Genomic DNA, 18,264 nt, shown 5'->3' on the forward strand with positions numbered 1-18,264 from the left:
CTTTACATATTGCTATACGTTTAAAAGCATCTTCACATTATAATGATTTATATAAAAAGAATCTCCCTTATTAGAGATACACTATAACTCATCTCTCTAATAAGGGGATTTCTCTTTCATAATTATAATGTTATTGTGATAAACGCTTCGCGCGATCAATTTTTCCTTTTTTAAAAGTGAATGACACTTTCATCTCTGCTTTTTTCACGTAGTAAGACTACAAAATCAGGATCCAGTTTAAACGATGAAGTTACTTAGGATTTGTCCTCTCATGAAAAGCAATTTTCGGAAAGCACCTTCACTTTCATGCATTATAATTTAGGAGCTTTCGCCCAATCCGCAGCAAATTTCTCAATACCTTGGTCTGTTAATGGGTGCATAGCAAGTTGCTCGATTACTTTATAAGGGATTGTTGCAATGTGAGCACCTGCCATCGCTACACGAGTTACATGATCTGGATGTCTGACAGAAGCCGCAATAATTTGTGTATCTAATTGATGAACATCGAATAATTCAGCAATTTTAGCAACTAATAGTACACCATCTTCAGAAATATCATCTAAACGTCCTAAAAATGGAGAAACGTACGTTGCACCTGCTCGAGCAGCTAAAAGTGCTTGGTTCACAGTGAAAATAAGTGTAACGTTCGTTTTCACACCTTTTTCAGTAAGATAGCGACAAGCTTCTAATCCTGCTAGCGTCATTGGAAGTTTTATCGTGACGTTTTTATCGCCACCGTTAATTTTAATTAATTCTTCTGCTTGAGCAATCATTTCTTCAGCTGTAACAGCATCTGGCGTTACTTCTGCCGAAACAGACTCAACTTTAGGTACTGCCTGACAAATTTCTGCGATACGGTCTTCAAACTTAACGCCCTCTTTTGCTACTAAAGAAGGATTCGTTGTAACACCAGCTAAAACTCCAAGTTTATATGCTTTTTTTATGTCCTCAAGATTTGCAGTATCAATAAAAAATTTCATGATCAATTCCCTCCAGTTTTTAAACGTTGATGAGTTACATGTTTAATATGCTTATCCCGTAAAAGCCCGATTGATGTGGAATAAAGCCCCTACTTATTAAAGTTTCACTTTATTTCTTTTCTACTGCATGTCCGCCAAATTCATTGCGCAGAGCTGCTACAACTTTTCCTGTAAATGTATCATTGTCTAATGAGCGGTAGCGCATTAATAGAGACATTGCGATAACAGGCGTTGCTGTTTGAAGGTCTAATGCTGTTTCTACTGTCCATTTTCCTTCACCAGAAGAATGCATAACACCCTTAATTTCATCGAGTTTTGCATCTTTAGAAAATGCATTTTCTGTTAATTCCATTAACCAAGAACGAATGACTGAACCGTTGTTCCATACTCTTGATACTTTTTCATAATCGTAGTCAAATTCACTTTTCTCTAGAATCTCAAATCCTTCACCAATAGCAGCCATCATACCGTATTCAATTCCGTTATGAACCATTTTTAAGAAGTGACCACTACCAGCTTTTCCAGCATATAAGAATCCATTTTCTACAGCAGTATCGCGGAAGATAGGTTCAACGATGTCCCAAGCTTCTTGATCTCCTCCGATCATGTAACAAGCACCATTACGAGCGCCTTCCATTCCGCCAGAAGTTCCTGCATCCATAAAGTGAATGCCATCTTTCTTTAATTGCTCATATCGGCGGATAGACTCTTTATAATGTGAATTACCTGCTTCAATTAAAATATCTCCTTTTGATAAAAGTGGTGTAACCTCATCAATAACAGAATCAACAACAGCGTGTGGTACCATGACCCAAAGAATTCTTGGTGATTGTAATGACTGAACAAGTTCACTTAAACTAGATGTACCCGTTGCCCCATACTCTTTCATTTCTTCTACTGCGCTCGTATTTAAATCAAATGCTACTACTTCATGTTTATGATCCATTAAATTTTTCCCTAAATTTAATCCCATTTTACCTAACCCAATTAATCCTACTTGCATAATATAATTCCTCCTCAAATCATCTTTTATTAAAAATTCATATCACTACAATTTGGAATACCTTTCAGCACTGAAATGTTAGTATGTACAGAAAGGTATTCACAGTCATAGCTTAAGAATTCAACACATTTTTTGTAATTTGAACAACATTTTCTGTCGTAAATCCAAATAGATTCATGACTTCAGCTCCAGTTCCTGAAGCTCCAAATGTTTCAATTGATAGTACTTTTCCTTCTTGTCCTACATAACGTTCCCAACCTAGAGATACACCCATTTCAAGAGATACTCGTTTCGTTATAGAAGACGGAAGAACGTATTCTTTATATTCGTTCGATTGGCGATCGAATAACTCCCAGCTCGGCATTGCAACGATGCGAACAGAAACTTGATCTTCTTCTAATTTTGCTTTCGCACTAGTAGCTAAGGATACTTCAGAACCTGTCGCAATTAAAATTACATCCGGATTTTCATTCGTTTGTGTTAATACGTAAGCTCCTTTAGAGAGATTCTCTATGTTCGCTTTCGTTTCATTAAACACCGGTAAATTTTGACGGCTCAGTACTAAAACGACTGGACCATCCGTTTGCTGTAAAGCATACGCCCAAGCACTTGCTGTTTCATTTGCATCTGACGGACGGATAACTGTTAGACCAGGAATTGCTCGAAGCGCTACCAATTGTTCAATTGGTTCATGCGTTGGACCATCTTCTCCTACAGCAATCGAATCATGTGTAAATACGTAAGTAACAGGTAAATTTTGCAGTGCAGCCAGTCGAATCGATGGACGAAGGTAATCATTAAATACAAAGAATGTACTTACGAAAGGTTTTACTCCTCCGTGGAGAGCCAGTCCATTTGCTGCCGCGCCCATTGCATGTTCACGTACACCGAAGTATATATTTCGTCCAGCATACGATTCTACCGCGTACACAGCTTCACCTTTTATATCTGTCATAGTGGAATGAGAAAGATCTGCACTTCCACCGAAAATAGAAGGAATCGATTTCACATAGTGATTAATAGCTTCCCCACTTGCAACACGAGTGGAAATCGTTTTTTCAATATCAAAGGATAGAATGTCTTTCGCTTCAATTAAAACATCACCTGTAATCGCTTTTTCTAATTCATCTGCTAGTGCAGGGTTCGACTCTCTGTATGAATTGAACTGCTCATTCCAGTCATTTTCTTTTTCAATACCTTTTTGTTTCAGTTCATTAAAATGAGCTTTTACTTCTTCAGGTACAAAGAAATCTTCCTCATAACCCCAACCATACACTTGTTTTGTCGCTGTTGCCTCTTCTACTCCAAGCGGATTACCATGTGCTTTGTTCGTTCCAGCAACTTTTGGACTTCCATAACCTATAATGGTTCTAATTTCTATAAGAGTAGGTTGATCCGTATTTTCTTTCGCTGATTGAATAGCTTTTGTAATAGCATCGACATCGTTTCCATCTTCAACTCTTACATATTGCCAATGTACAGATTCTGCCCTTTTCTCAATATCTTCAGAGAAAGCAATGCCTAATTCACCATCAAGTGAAATTTCATTTGAATCATACAGTACAATTAACTTGCCAAGTTTCATATGTCCTGCCATTGACATCGCTTCATAAGCGACACCCTCCATTAAGTCACCATCTCCGACTAAAGCGTACGTATTGTGATCTATAATAGAGTGACCATCCTTATTGAACTTCGCTGCTAAATGCGCTTCTGCCATTGCCATTCCGACAGCATTAGCAATCCCTTGTCCTAACGGGCCTGTCGTCGCTTCAACTCCAGGAGTATGACCAAACTCAGGATGTCCTGGTGTTTTACTATTTAACTTTCTGAAGTTTTTCAAGTCATCAATTGAAACGTCATATCCAGCTAAATGAAGTAAGCTATACAGTAGGCTCGATCCGTGTCCCGCTGATAAAACGAATCGATCACGGTTAAACCATTTCGGATGATTAGGATTGTGATTTAAATGATTCGCCCATAATGCATAAGCCATCGGTGCTGCTCCCATCGGAAGACCTGGATGACCTGAATTTGCCGCATTAATAGCATCAATTGATAATGTACGAATTGTATTCACTGCTAATTGATTTATGTTTTGTGTCATAGTAATCGTCCCCCTACATGCTTTCATGAAAGAAAGTACTTATTTTTCCGTCTCTTGATCTAACCACCATTTAAATCCACTTTCTTGCAATAATTCATTAGACGCATCTGGACCATATGAACCAGACTCATATTCATGAAGTGGTAATAAGTTCTCCTCGAATGCTTCAAGAATTGGTTGTACCCATTCCCATGACAATTCAACTTCTCTCCAATGTGCAAAGAATGTAGCGTCTCCACTCACCGCATCATGAATGAGTCTTTCATACGCTTCAGGTACTCCCACATCCGCTTGCTCACAAGTAAAGTTAATACGCATCGGTTCAATTTCTCCATTTTTCAATGGATTTTTACTATTTAACTGTAATGAAACGTTCTCACCTGGACTAATTTCAATTATTAATAAGTTAGGTGCTGCATTTGGATTACTATCTTGATATTGCTGTTTTAACGTATTTTTAAATTCGATTACAATACGAGTAGACTTTTCTTTCATTCGTTTACCTGTTCGTATATAAAATGGAACGCCAGTCCAAAATGGATTATCGATCCACAGGCGAGCAGCAACAAATGTGTCTATGTTAGAAGAACGATTTACTCCTGGCTCCTCTTTATACGCTACAACTTGTCCGCCTTTTATTTCTCCTGAAACGTATTGACCGCGAACGATATGGTTTTGAACGTCTTCTTTTTTCACTTTACGAAGCGTCTCCATTACCTTTCGCTTTTCCTCTCGAATTTCACATGCATTAACCTTTTCCGGCAGATTCATAGCAGTCATCATTAATATTTGTAACATATGATTTTGAACCATATCTCGAATGGCTCCTGCCTGGTCATAATATCCTGCCCTTTCTTCAACCCCAACTGTTTCACTAGCTGTGATTTGTACATTCGCTATATGTTCTTTATTCCAAATCGACTGGAGAACAGGATTTGCAAATTCTAGCGCTTCAAGGTTTTGAATCATCGGTTTACCTAAATAATGATCAATACGGTATATCTCGTCTTCTTCAAACGTGCGACTAAGCTTATCATTCAGCTCACGAGCAGATGCAAGGTCGTGCCCAAACGGTTTCTCAATCATCAGGCGTTTCCATCCATCTGTTTTATCAAGTCCGCTTTCCTTAATATTTAAAGCAATCGTCTCGAAAAATTCAGGAGCAACTGAAAGATAGAACATTCTATTACCTTTTATATGTAGTTCTTCTTCCCTTTCACGAACGACTTGTAATAATCTCTCATAGTCTTCCGGCTTACTGACATCTAATGGACAATAGCGAAAATTATCTAAAAAACCTTCCAGTTCCGGAGTACCTTCTTCTCTATGACGGGAAAACGTCTCTATTGATTCTTTTATTCTTTCTTGAAAATCTTCGTGAGATACTTGACGTCTTCCAAGCCCGATAACGGATATTTGCTTTGGAAGCTTTTGATCTCTATATAAGTTATATAGTGCGGGGTAAATTTTGCGTTTCGCTAAGTCCCCTGTCGCTCCAAATAAAACAAAGGTCATTGATTCCAATTTCAGTCCCCCTCTTGTTGTATAATCCTTGTCAATATTTTAAAAATGAATTGTACAGAAGCCCCTGTTTTTATAAAAAAACAAAGAGTTATCAAATGCCAATTCCTTTTATACCTTTCGCTTTCTAATTGTCCCCAATATTAATAGTGGCAATTCAAAGCACTTCTACCACAGATTACTTATTTATCGAACTCAACAAACAAATGTATATTCGATTACTTTTAGTAATTAAATAATCTTATGTCTAGTATATTAACCATATAAATTATTATCGTCAATAAAAATGTCTTGCATTACATACTATTTATTTCGTAATGCTTTTCTAAGTGTATTCCTAATTACCATTCATTTTCAAAGATAATGATTGATATAACAAATGTCAGTTTCATCAAAATCTTCAATCATTTTTCCATTAAACTCACGAGCAGACGTTACATGATAACCAAAAGGCTTCTCTATAATAAGACGGTTCAATCCTTTTGTAGCCCACAATCCACTTTCCTTAATATTTAAAGCAATGACATCAAATACTTCTGGTATAACAGATAGGTAAAACATGTGGTTTTCAGGAATGTTTAATTCTGTTTCACGCCTCTTTACAAGACGCAACAAATCTTGATAGTCCTCTATATTCGCTGTATTTAATTGACAATAACGAAATGTGCTAATAAATTCTTCTACTCCTAATTCATCATCAGTAGATCTTCTAGAAAATGTAGCAAGGGATTGTTCTACCTTTGTTTGAAATTCCACATCTGACATTACCCTTCTGCCGATACCGATAATCGAAATAGATTGTGGTATATTTTGATTACTAAATAGCTCATATAAAGCAGGATAAATTTTGCGTTTCGCTAAATCCCCTGTCGCTCCGGATAAAGTGAAACTTTAATCAGTGGGGGTTTTGTTCATCCCCACTGATTATTAGTTGAACCAATCGGGCTTTTACAGGCAGTTGCCCCCACCTAACTTCTATGATATCGCTGAATTTTGAGGTGGGGGTCTTACTGCCTGTTAATGCGGGGTAAAAGAAATGTCATTGAATCCATTTGTTCTCTCCCTTTTAAAACAATTGCTAGAATAGAATATATAAGTTCATTCGCTACTTAGCACAATACTGTCTCTAAAACCTCATACTTTACCAATGTTTCTTCAATACAATTTTCCCAAGAGCACGTTCTGACTCACTTATGTGGTGTGCTTTTTTTACACCTTCTACATGTAAAGGCAACACATGCGTGACAACAGGTTTAATCTTCCCGCTCTCAATTAATTCTGTAATAAGAGAAAGTTCATATCCGTTAGGTTCAGTAAATATATGGTCACTCTCAATATTTTTCTCTCTTGATATCTCGGTTTGCGGAATTTTCATACCTTTCGGACCATAAATAGACGCTAACTTTCCATTTGGTGCAAGTACTTTATAACTATTCTTTAGTACATCCCCACCTAACACATCAAATACAATATTGTAATTATGCAAAAGCAAAGAAAAGTCTTCCGTTTTGTAATCGACGACAGTATCAGCGCCTAGATCCTTTACAAATTGCATGTTTTTCGTACTAGTCGTAGTTGCAACATATGCACCGAAGCTTTTTGCTAGTTGAATAGCAAACGTACCAATCCCGCCAGATCCAGCATGAATTAAAACCTTATTACCCTTTTGAACATTAGCGAATTTTACTAAACTTTGCCAACTTGTCAAACCTACTAGAGGGATTGATGCTGCTTCCTCAAAAGATAGATTTCTCGGTTTTTTCGCTACATACTTCTCATCTACAGCCACGTACTCTGCATAAGTACCATTTCGTTCAATATCTGGACGACTATATACTTCATCCCCCACTTTAAATGCGGTAACGTTTTTTCCTATAGCAGCAACTACACCTGCAACATCCCATCCTAAAACGAGCGGGAAGTCATAAGAAATTACGTCTTGAAGTAAACCCTCACGTATTTTCCAATCCACAGGATTTACACCAGCTGCATATACTTCAATCAGTACATCGTTGTCTCCCAATAGCGGTGTCTGCATTTCAATCTCTTGTAGTACACTTTTATCTCCATATTGCATAAGTCCTATTGCTTTCATTCTTTTCACTCCTTTACAAGGCTGGGAAATGCGGTAGCACTTCTTCTCCTAGCTCATCCAATACTTCGTCAGCTGGACGTTGACCATCAAATAGAGCAAGGAATAAATGATTCACACCAATACTTTTATATATATCAAGTAATTCAGTTAGTGCCTTACGCCCTGTACGGTAACCTAAACGTATCGGTGTAGGACGTTCATTTGGATCTTCAGATAAATCTAAATGCATCGGTTGTATAAATGGTTTGAATACATCTGGATGATAATCCTCTACTAGTTCTCTCCATTGTCCAATTGCTCCCGCCTGATGCACCGGACTACGTGGATAATACATCCATCCATCTCCATGTTCAGCAAACCATTCCATATTTTGCTGACTAAAACCTGTAATAAAGGTTGGAACACGTTTAGACGGTTTTGGAACTAAATTCGCACCATGAACTTCTCCTAGTGTCGACTGGATAGACGGGAAGTTTTTATACAAAATTTCTTCCAAGTAAGCAAATGCTTCTCTAAACTTTTCACCTCGTGTTTCATGACTAACACCTAACGCTTTGAAATCGGCACGTCTGTCACCGGATGAAACGCCAAGCATAATTCTTTCTGGAAATAGTTGATCTAATGTAGCAATTTCTTTTGCTACACGCAATGGATGACGAAGTGACAACACTGTTGCCGACGTTCCAAATGCGATTTTCTCTGTCTTGCTTGCTAAATACGTCAAATAAATCATCATATCGTAAATTTGACCTGTTGCAGGATCACCAAAATCAGGGTCTTGCAGCAATACATCGCGAAGCCATACACCTGTAAAACCGTATTGTTCCGCTTTTTGTACTAACTCTACTTGTTTTTCCATCGTTGGAGCATGAAACTGATAATTTTCAATCGGAATGTGAACTCCTAACGTAAGTTGATCTTTCGCAAACATACGATTATATCCAAAATGGTTCGCAAACTTTTCCATGTGTTTCACTCACTTTCCCTCATTCATATAAACCTATACTTTTCATATTTCTTCTCAAAATTTATAAGCAACACTGCAACACCACATTGTTGCCGATTGTCATCGTTATAACTTTCTTTGTGCTACGAGTGTTATTATAAATCGGCCATAACATGAATAACAGTACGTACTTTAAAGTGATGTAGGCACTTTAAAGTACCTATACTAAGTGAGTAGTAATAAACATAATGAATAAATCATGCTGCAAAAATCACATCTATCCTTTCTTCAAAAAGCTGTACTGTTGCTTTTGCAAATACGTTACATTATTTCATGTACGTTCCCTTTTTTTATATAAAATTGTTACTAACCAAATTCAAAATATTATACTTATTTTTTGTACTTTGCTATGCTATAACCACGAACAGGAGGTATAAACAATGAAAGCACAAATTATCCATTCTTTTGGGGATTCATCTGTATTTCAATTAGAAGAAGTTTCAAAACCGAAACTTTTACCAGGTCATGTTCTAATTCATGTAAAAGCAACAAGTGTAAATCCAATCGATACGAAAATGCGCAGTGGCGCTGTTTCATCAGTTGCGCCTGAATTTCCAGCTGTATTACACGGCGATGTCGCTGGTATTGTTATAGAAGTAGGAGAAGGTGTTTCGAAATTCAAAACTGGTGATGAAGTATATGGATGTGCCGGAGGTTTTAAAGAAACTGGTGGTGCACTTGCAGAATTTATGCTTGCTGATACGCGATTGATTGCTCACAAACCTAAAAATGTAACAATGGAAGAAGCAGCTGCTCTACCATTAGTTGCAATTACAGCTTGGGAATCTTTATTTGATCGTGCAAATATTAAATCTGGTCAAAATGTACTCATTCATGGAGCTACTGGTGGCGTAGGACACGTAGCCATTCAACTAGCTAAATGGGCAGGCGCTAAAGTTTTTACAACCGCTTCTCAGCAGAAAAAAATTGAAATAGCTCATCGTCTGGGAGCTGACGTAGCCATTAATTATAAAGAAGAATCTGTTCAAGAATATGTGCAAAAACATACGAATGGCAACGGATTTGAAGTTATATTTGATACAGTAGGTGGCAAGAATCTCGATAATTCTTTTGAAGCTGCTGCAGTCAATGGAACCGTCGTAACAATTGCAGCTCGTTCAACCCATGACCTCTCTCCTTTACACGCAAAAGGACTCTCTCTGCACGTTACTTTTATGGCGTTAAAAATATTACATACAGATAAGCGTAATGATTGCGGAGAAATCTTAACGAAAATAACGCAAATTGTAGAAGAAGGAAAACTTCGTCCATTGCTAGATTCTAAATCATTTACGTTTGATGAAGTTGCACAAGCACATGATTATTTGGATTCGAAAGAAGCAATTGGGAAAATAGTGTTGAAAAACGTTTGGTAACTTTCACTAAATAATACAAATAACAGCGGGATTGCTTCGCCTTATCTTTGTCTTAAGAGGCGTGCCACAACCTTAAAAACTTTCCATCCTTTACAACAAGTAAAAAAAGAACAGCCGAATTTTTCTTATAGTAGAAAATTCGGCTGTTTGCATGTCGCAATTTGCTTTTTATATATTTCCATTAATAGATAAAATACAACTCATTTGCCTTACCATCTTTACCTTCAACAGAATATTATGTTGTTTTTAATTTTTTAAAACACACTACGTACTAATCCCCCGTCTATTCGCAACGCGGAACCATTAATTGCTGAAGAAAGTGGGCTGCTTAAGAAAGTGACAAGATTGGCAATTTCTTCTGGTCGAATAAGTCTTTGAATAATAGAGGTTGGTCGATTCTCTTTCATAAATCGCTTCTCAGCTTCTTCTATTGTCAATTGCTCATTAGGATAAAGACTATTTAACATAGTCTCCACTCCTTCCGTTAAAGTCGAACCAGGCATGATAGTATTAACAGTCACATTCGTTCCTGTCGTCAGCTCAGCTAAACTACGAGAAAGTGAGAGTTGCATCGTTTTAGTCGCACTATAATGAGCCATTTCTTGAGATGGCATAATAGCTGCTTCGCTAGCAATAAAGATGACTCTTCCTTCTTTTCTTTCAATCATTTTTTTCAAATATGAGCGAGTAAGTCGAACACCACTCATAATATTGACTTCAAACAATTTAAACCAATCTTCATCAGGGATATCAAAATATTCTACAGGTTCAAAAATTCCTAAGTTGTTAATAAGAATGTCTACTTCAGGGTACTTTTCAATCACATTTTGGCACCCTTGTTCTGTTCCTAAATCAGCTACTACGGGTTGAAGGATAGCATCAGGATACTGCGCTTGAATTTCTTTTATCGTTTGATTAACATTTTCTTCACGGCGTCCATTAATAAGTACAGTAGCTCCTTCCGCTACTAATGAAGTGGCAATTGCTTTTCCAATCCCTGCCGTAGATCCAGTAACCAGTGCTGTTTTTCCTTTTAATTGCATATACATATAAATCCCTCCAAATTCATGTGCTAAATGATTGACTTACGTTGGAATAAATAATTACGTTTATATTGTGGTTCACTTCTCTTATCTTTAACAGAAAATAAGCAGATTCACCCTTTTTTCAAAAGCGTATAAACGAAAGTTATGTAGCTATTTCACTCTGTACTGAATTAAAAATCGAAATTATCATCATTTAGATCTACTCGATAATTCTGATTCTAATCATTGTAATGTTAAAAAATCACATCAACAGCAGAGTAAAGCTAAAACCAACCAGTAAATACCATTATGATCTATATTAACTAGAAAGAAAATTACGCACTTTAAAGTTCCATAGGAACAAAAAAGTGCCCTATATACTATAATTTCTAACTTTTTATATTTACTAACGTAGTATCCTTTTCTATCATAAAAAGAGTGTAAAATTACACATTCTTACATACAGTTATAGGATTATTTTTTATCCTAATTAACTAAAAACCATATAACATAAAGTGAAACTTTAATCAGCCCGACCCCCACCTAACTTCTTTGCTTCCGCTGAATTTTGAGGCAGGGTCTTACTGCCCGGCAAATAGCGGGATAACATTCAAAAAAACCTTGCAGAAAAATTCTACAAGGTTTTTGTCTATACATACAAATTAATCACTATATTAAAATAAAAGAGTTTATAATTCATCACAATAATATTAAATATAAGCTGCTTTAAAGGCTTGTTGGACAGCTTGTACTTCTAATGAGTCTTTACCATATAAGTTCGTTGCTACACGAATACAAGCTTCTTTTAATTCTTTAAAATCAGAAGTCATATTTAATTCATCCGTATTTGCATAATAGAAAATATCAAACATTTTATCTTCTCCAATGCCATGTACATTTACTCCATTATGGCTTCCACCACTAGCAATCAAGTAAGCTACTTTATTAATAATGCTAGAGTTCGTGTGTACACCACCATGATCGTGGTCAGCATCAATAGGTAAGTTATTATAATACCTATAATCCTCTGGATATCTAGAAGAGATGGATGATGGGTTTTTCATATCTCTAAAAATACGACCTGATTGTTCTCCCATTGTCCAATTGAACTTTCCGTTATTGGCATACTTTTCAACTGCTACTCCTAAAATATCAGATAACGCTTCATTAATTGCACCCGCTTCTCCTGCGTACTCAAGTCCAGACTCATTTCTTGTAACCGCGTGTGTAAATTCATGTCCTGCCACATCAAATGCTCTAACAATTGGATCTCCGTATACTAACATAGCTCCATTACTAAATGCATTAAACCACTGCTTAGGATTTCCTTTATTCGTACCATTTGTGTTCCAACCATGAACGACAGAAATTACTTTTTGCCCATTATTATCAAAGCTGTTACGGCCATATTTTTCTTGATAAAAATCATATACTTTCGTTGCTAAATAATGGGCACTAACTGCTTTAGGATCAGTAAAATTTGTAGAATTACTTGTTACTAAATCATCGAGATAACCCCATACATTTCTTCTATAATTATTATAATCTTTATAATTAGCAGTATATGTTTCAATTCCCTTACCACGAGAATAATCTGCAAGCATGTACGTTCCATCACTTCGCTGCGTAATTCCAAACGTACGATTAATACCTAAGTCATCTTTTCCTGTACCTGTTAATTTTGAAGGATCTTGTGATTTATTTGCTGTCGCAGATTGGACAATACTACTATCTACTTGTATACCCAATTTTTGAACGAGTTCTTTTAATAGATTACCACCAAAAGCATCAATTAATACTGTACCAGATACATATTCAGGTGTAGATGCACTAAAAGTAATTTGATATGCGTTTGTAGCTTTATTTGTATTTTCATCTACATATACCACTTGTTTAATTTCTGGTTCTTCAATAAATGTAAGATCATTTCCATAGATGTTGAAAAGCTGTTTCTTTGCATCCTCTTCTGATAAAGTAATAGGTTGTTTCAAATCTTCCTGTTGTTGTAGATCTTGGGCACTATCCCCCGAAACGCTCGTAAGTACACCATCATCATTAATATGTGCTGTTAGTTGATATCCGTATACATCACGTCCTTCATACGTTTGTTGAAGACGTACCAATGTAGTACCATCATAAGATTTACGACTTTGCGTAACATTATAATTAACTTTGGATTCCGTATTAACTTGCTTTGATGATAATGCTTGTTCTGTTTTTCCTTTTAGTGCATCCTTTGCTACATTTTCTGCCGATTTTTGAGAAGGTGCTGTTAAATTACCTGTTCGGAACGTATCTTCCTTTGTTTCCACTTTTAAATCTTCTTTTGCCGCATGTACTCCTCCATAAGGCATAATCGCCGATAACACCACTCCTGTAGTTAAACCTACCTTTACGAAATTCTTCATATTTTTACTCCTTTATAATCGTATTATCAAATTAAATAAATGTATTTTACAATTTTAAGCTTAGATAAAAATTGTAACTATAGCCAATCGATTTTACATACCTCTATATACATAGGCTAATAGATTGGTTTGCTACTTTTTAGATTCAATTCATTTCTCAAAAATTACTCATTATATAAGCTATCTTTATATTTATTTATATACGTTATTTTTTGTGGTTCTGATAACATATTTATAGCCATCCACACATTCTTTTTCATTTCTAATTTTTGCATTGGTATCTCTTTTAAAACTGGATTACCTATAATTTCTTCCATTTCTTCATCAATTCTTTGCATAAGATTTTCTTCTGAATTATTTTTCAAATAAGTATTTTTCAATCCCCATTTTGTCATTATAAATTCATTCGTTTTATTCATGGGATTAATAATAGTAGCTTTACTAGTTAATCGTTTTTTTATTTCATCATGATAGATTTTAATTCTATATCCTTCTTTTAGTGAAATGCTATCGTTTACTATCGTTACATTTGTTCCTTCCATTTCCTTCGTATAAATTTTTTCTCCCTTATCATTAAACACCTCTATTGATGCGTATTTTTCATCTGTATAATAGCTATGAGGAGTTTTAGTAGTAACTGTAAAAACAGCTTGCTTTTGCTCTAAGTCTGTATTTAATTCGGCAAACTGGTCATCTCCTAATCCTAGGAATTGAATCGTTTGATTTACCAACTTACTCACTTTCATCTCGTTAACATCAATCGTTAGACTATTATCTTTTTCTTTTACATAGGCATAATACGAACTAAAATGGTACATACTATCCGTTTTCCCACCTGAAATCTCAACTGTATAAACTCCATTTGGTACGTCTTGTAAATTGATATCTGTTGTTTCAATTGTTTTCTCTTGAACAACTGTATTCCCTTCTTTTAATTTAATTTTTCCTCCTTTCAATGTATCTATTTCATTTGTTTTTAAATGGATATGCAAATTCCCTTTTAGTCCAAGTGGAGCAATTTGCTGATTCGTAACTATTTCGAAATTGGAGTTTATCGGAATATCCGGATCAACTATAGCTCTTGCTTTCGCTAATTGTGATTCAGGCACTATAAAAGCTAAAGAAGTAACAGCCGGAAAACCTTTCGCCCTATTCATCTCTATTTGTTTATGATTAAGCTTAAAGCCCCATCTTTCAAAAACAGGTGTAAAATCAACTTGTCCATTCTCACTATAATACTGATTCATTAAATCTGGTAAAGAATGGTCACCTTTTTTGAAAGCAGCATTGCTAGCTAGTTTTCGATAACCTTGATACATTTTTGCAAAAGCTTCATCGCCAGCTTTTTGTTTCGCCATCGTTAAAAGAATAAGTTTTTGTCGTAAATCTAAATCATCATAAGTTTTATTTTCTTTCATTAAAGCATTATATAAATTCCGTTCTACCTGTTCCTTTTTCCCGAAATTAAACAACCAACCAACTTGATCTGCTTTTTTTCCATATTTGCTATATTGATATTGAACACCGAATAGATTATTAGAAACTTCTCCTGTAAATATTCCTTGATTATCAAAACCAGCTTGGTATCCGTGAGCGATTTCATGTAAAGTTCCCCAACTCAGTTTATCTAACCACATTTTTGTACTATCTGAACTATTCGCTGTCCAATTTGTGCCATAATAGGCACCGCCAGCACCGGATATATCTGCTTTTAAGAAATAACGATTTTGACTTTTTCTATTTTCAACAGTTGAGCCATCTAAACCAATAATTGAATCATACATCGCAAAAATATCTTCATAATACGCAATTAACTCATCTAACGATTGAAAATCTTTTAAAGATCTTACTAACTCTTTATCTTTTTTAGGTATAAATAATTGAAAACTCTTCCCTTGAATTAATGCATACTCTCCATCAAATTGATCCCATGTGCTAAAAAATTGAGATACACTTCCTTGTTGTTTATAAATGGGAAGAGGTTTAGTAGCACTTTCATTCCCTACTTGGTACTCAAGTACAGCGTGCTCTTCACCATACGGAGTATCTATGAAAGGAACTAAAGGCGTATCACCTTGAATGGTAATCCATTCATTTCCTACTTGTATGGATTTTTCATTTTTAGAGTCATTAGACAATAAACGTAATGTTAATTTGTCTTTAAAATTAGGATTCGTTTGTCTTACCTTTAATGGTGTATTTCTCTTCAAAATAAATCCTAAATCTTGTCGATCGTGATATTTCCCCTTACTTATGCCCGCCTGAAATATCCAAGTAGGCTCTTCTAAACTAGTAATTTCTTTTACATTTGTTCGTTCATCAGCATGCAGGTGTATATTTCCTATGAGGAAAAACATTGTATACATTAGGCCTATAACAAGTAACCTTTTCATTTGCATATCTCCTTTTCTATTTTTCATATACAAAATACAATAAAACCCTCCTTCTTCACTTATAACTGTCGTCAGTAAGTTATTTATCAGTGTAATTATTATAGTTACATTAACTCGTGATTATCAATCATTAAATATATGTAATTTTGCATATATGAATATAAAACCGAAATTTTGAAATACCGTGAAATGATCCAATATTATTTCATACATTATTTAATAAAAAAACACACGAAGCCCCTTAAGTCTTCATGTGTTTTCATACATGTTATTACATTTGTAATTGAATAAATTATCTTATTCTGTAATATTAAATTTTGAAACCAATTCCTTTAATTCTTCCACCTTTTCTTTCATTTTGTTGGATTGGATTGATATTTGTTCAATTGATACGGCCTGTGATTGAATTGAATTTACTGTTTGAAGAGTCTCCTTTTTCACATCCGTTGCAGTTTCAGAAACTAGCGAAAGAGAAGCATTTACTTCTTCTGTACCAGCAGACATCTCTTCTGTCGCTGCGGATACTTCTTGAATTTGACCCGTAATTTTATCAATATCTCTCATAATAGACAAGAAAGTTTGATTCGCTTTGTGAGCAGCTTCTTTTCCTTCTACTGCCTTTTGTTGTCCTTTTTGCATGACATTAACTGTATCTTGGGTATCTTTTTGAATGGATTTTATTAAATGATTAACTTCTTTTGCAGATTCTTTAGATTGCTCAGCCAAGTCTCGAACTTCTGCGGCAACCACTGCAAATCCTTTCCCATTCTCTCCAGCACGTGCCGCTTCAATAGCGGCATTTAAGGCAAGAAGATTCGTTTGTTCGGCAATATTTGTAATTGCAGCGAGAGCTGTATCAATCTGTTGTGTACGTGTAACAAGTTTATTTATTACTTTTGATGTTTCCTCGACAACATCATGTACACTATTCATTTGAAGAATAGAGTGATTTATCACTTCACTACCGATATTTATTCGTTCTGTAGTCGTTACTGCTACCTCAGCGACTACAGCTGAAGATTCAGCTACAGTTTGCACCCCGGTTGTAATTTCTTCCATTGAGGATGAGCTCTCTTGAATACTAGTTACCTGTCCTTCTATTTTTGTTTTTACTTCTAAAACAGTCTGTACAACCTCATTTGAAATACTAGACGCTCGATTTGTATCTTGTAATACGCCCTCCGTAGTAGAAATAACCTCTTGTGTTGTCATCTTAACATTCGCAATTAATTGTTGAAGGTTATCTAACATACTATTAAAAGACTGGACAATATGCCCTAATTCATTATTTGCTTTATAAGGAGTACGTGTTGTTAAATCTCCAGCTGCTACTTTTTCCATATCACTTTGTAGTAACGCAAGTGGTTTTCGGATAGTCATTTTAATAATATATCCGATTAATATAATTATTAAAATTGCTAAAATCGAAATACTAACAAACATTATCATTGTATTTTGAGCACTATTATTATTTTCCTTCTGTAAAAGCTCTGCATTATTACTATTATATAAAATCAATTCACGAATTGATTTTATTGATTTTTGCATATTAGGTTCAATCTCTTTTAGGTAATATGCATATGCTTCCTCATTATTAGATTTCCCTAATTCTTGCGCTTTCTTCATTTGAGTCCTTAATTCATTAAATGTTTCATGAAACGTGTTATATAATTCTTTTTCTTTAGTAGAAATAACTTTAGCCTCAAACAGCTTTAAAAGATGATCATTTTCCTTACGAATTCCATCCATTTCTCTTATTAATTCATTCATTCTTTTTTCATCTTTTGATAACATTATTTCCATAAAGTTCATATTAACATGATAAAAATTAGATTCTACAATCCCAATCCGCTCAATTGGTAGTAAATTATCCTCATACATATTAGAAGAAGTGCTTTTCCCTCTTTCTAGCCCCAAAAATCCTATTAGGGATAATACTATACATGCAATACTTGATATAGCTATTAGTATGTTTAGTTTTGCACCAACCTTACTGTTTCTTAATAATTCCAATTTAACATTCTCCATTCTAATATATAGTTTAAGTAATGTATTTTATAATAAGAATCCCAAAATTACGATGTTTATTTTGCGATATGCAATTTTGCATATCATCCACTACTAAATCAAAATAACCTAACATTGTAATTTTAGTTTTCTGAAAATCCATGATTATGAACACACCCCATTAATTCTTGAACTTCTCATCCAAAATATCCGCAAATATTGCAGCAACAGAGGAACCTATCCTTGAAATATAAATTACGCTTCCATACTAGACTAGCTTAAAAATATTTTTCTTATTGCTCATTTTTCTATTTCCTCTTTATCAAAAGTACTCCTAACACAT

The 18,264-nt window shown here is 35.1% G+C and carries 11 protein-coding genes and 1 pseudogene; 1 reads left to right on the forward strand and 11 read right to left on the reverse strand.

The features are described from left to right. Positions 1–311: 311 nt before the first annotated feature. The 7 genes and pseudogenes from fsa to ACTL4X_RS16710 form a co-directional block, all read right to left on the reverse strand. The gene (fsa, locus tag ACTL4X_RS16680) at positions 312–980 is read right to left on the reverse strand and encodes a fructose-6-phosphate aldolase (RefSeq protein ID WP_000667692.1); all 669 of its coding nucleotides are present in this window, start codon (positions 978–980) and stop codon (positions 312–314) included. 109 nt (positions 981–1,089) lie between these two features. Then, positions 1,090–1,983 (reverse strand): phosphogluconate dehydrogenase (NAD(+)-dependent, decarboxylating), encoded by an 894-nt coding sequence (gene gnd / locus ACTL4X_RS16685; RefSeq protein ID WP_001195925.1) that lies wholly within the window; start codon positions 1,981–1,983, stop codon positions 1,090–1,092. Between the two features lie 112 nt (positions 1,984–2,095). After that, positions 2,096–4,090 carry a transketolase gene (gene tkt / locus ACTL4X_RS16690; RefSeq protein ID WP_078385650.1) on the reverse strand — a complete coding sequence of 665 codons (1,995 nt, stop codon included), beginning with the start codon at positions 4,088–4,090 and terminating at the stop codon, positions 2,096–2,098. Positions 4,091–4,129: 39 nt separating this feature from the next. Continuing rightward, entirely contained in the window at positions 4,130–5,614 is a 1,485-nt protein-coding gene (gene zwf / locus ACTL4X_RS16695; protein ID WP_441394928.1) for a glucose-6-phosphate dehydrogenase, read from the reverse strand. Between the two features lie 351 nt (positions 5,615–5,965). Continuing rightward, positions 5,966–6,502, reverse strand: a pseudogene (locus ACTL4X_RS16700) (glucose-6-phosphate dehydrogenase); the annotation flags it as partial. Between the two features lie 250 nt (positions 6,503–6,752). Further along, complete coding sequence (locus ACTL4X_RS16705) at positions 6,753–7,706, reverse strand: NADP-dependent oxidoreductase (RefSeq protein WP_000643798.1); 954 nt, start codon at positions 7,704–7,706, stop codon at positions 6,753–6,755. A 13-nt stretch (positions 7,707–7,719) separates the two neighbouring features. Next, entirely contained in the window at positions 7,720–8,673 is a 954-nt protein-coding gene (locus ACTL4X_RS16710) for an LLM class oxidoreductase (RefSeq protein ID WP_078385662.1), read from the reverse strand. Between the two features lie 419 nt (positions 8,674–9,092). Between ACTL4X_RS16710 and ACTL4X_RS16715 the strand changes: the two genes are divergently transcribed. Beyond that, positions 9,093–10,088, forward strand: coding sequence for a zinc-dependent alcohol dehydrogenase family protein (locus ACTL4X_RS16715; protein WP_078385647.1), 996 nt, complete (start codon positions 9,093–9,095; stop codon positions 10,086–10,088). Between the two features lie 254 nt (positions 10,089–10,342). On the opposite strand, the gene ACTL4X_RS16720 is transcribed toward ACTL4X_RS16715, so the two are convergent. The 4 genes from ACTL4X_RS16720 to ACTL4X_RS16735 all read right to left on the reverse strand — a co-directional run bounded on the left by ACTL4X_RS16720 (position 10,343) and on the right by ACTL4X_RS16735 (position 17,927). Continuing rightward, complete coding sequence (locus tag ACTL4X_RS16720) at positions 10,343–11,137, reverse strand: SDR family NAD(P)-dependent oxidoreductase (RefSeq protein ID WP_078385646.1); 795 nt, start codon at positions 11,135–11,137, stop codon at positions 10,343–10,345. Positions 11,138–11,823: 686 nt separating this feature from the next. Further along, the gene (locus tag ACTL4X_RS16725; protein ID WP_078386521.1) at positions 11,824–13,521 is read right to left on the reverse strand and encodes a M4 family metallopeptidase; all 1,698 of its coding nucleotides are present in this window, start codon (positions 13,519–13,521) and stop codon (positions 11,824–11,826) included. Positions 13,522–13,685: 164 nt separating this feature from the next. Then, a complete protein-coding gene (locus tag ACTL4X_RS16730) occupies positions 13,686–15,914 on the reverse strand; it encodes a putative mucin/carbohydrate-binding domain-containing protein (protein ID WP_078386526.1) in 2,229 nt (742 codons plus the stop codon). 297 nt (positions 15,915–16,211) lie between these two features. Beyond that, the gene (locus ACTL4X_RS16735) at positions 16,212–17,927 is read right to left on the reverse strand and encodes a methyl-accepting chemotaxis protein (protein WP_078386522.1); all 1,716 of its coding nucleotides are present in this window, start codon (positions 17,925–17,927) and stop codon (positions 16,212–16,214) included. Positions 17,928–18,264 lie beyond the last annotated feature (337 nt).

It is taken from the genome of Bacillus sp. RE35 (genome assembly GCF_052146655.1).
Classification (GTDB): Bacteria; Bacillota; Bacilli; order Bacillales; family Bacillaceae_G; genus Bacillus_A; species Bacillus_A cereus.

Coding starts and splice junctions, on each gene's coding strand:
- ACTL4X_RS16715 (WP_078385647.1), top strand. CDS start 9,093: ATGAAAGCACAAATTATCCATTCTTTTGGGGATTCATCTGTATTTCAA.
- fsa (WP_000667692.1), bottom strand. CDS start 980: ATGAAATTTTTTATTGATACTGCAAATCTTGAGGACATAAAAAAAGCA.
- ACTL4X_RS16730 (WP_078386526.1), bottom strand. CDS start 15,914: ATGAAAAGGTTACTTGTTATAGGCCTAATGTATACAATGTTTTTCCTC.
- ACTL4X_RS16710 (WP_078385662.1), bottom strand. CDS start 8,673: ATGGAAAAGTTTGCGAACCATTTTGGATATAATCGTATGTTTGCGAAA.
- gnd (WP_001195925.1), bottom strand. CDS start 1,983: ATGCAAGTAGGATTAATTGGGTTAGGTAAAATGGGATTAAATTTAGGG.
- ACTL4X_RS16725 (WP_078386521.1), bottom strand. CDS start 13,521: ATGAAGAATTTCGTAAAGGTAGGTTTAACTACAGGAGTGGTGTTATCG.
- tkt (WP_078385650.1), bottom strand. CDS start 4,090: ATGACACAAAACATAAATCAATTAGCAGTGAATACAATTCGTACATTA.
- ACTL4X_RS16720 (WP_078385646.1), bottom strand. CDS start 11,137: ATGTATATGCAATTAAAAGGAAAAACAGCACTGGTTACTGGATCTACG.
- ACTL4X_RS16705 (WP_000643798.1), bottom strand. CDS start 7,706: ATGAAAGCAATAGGACTTATGCAATATGGAGATAAAAGTGTACTACAA.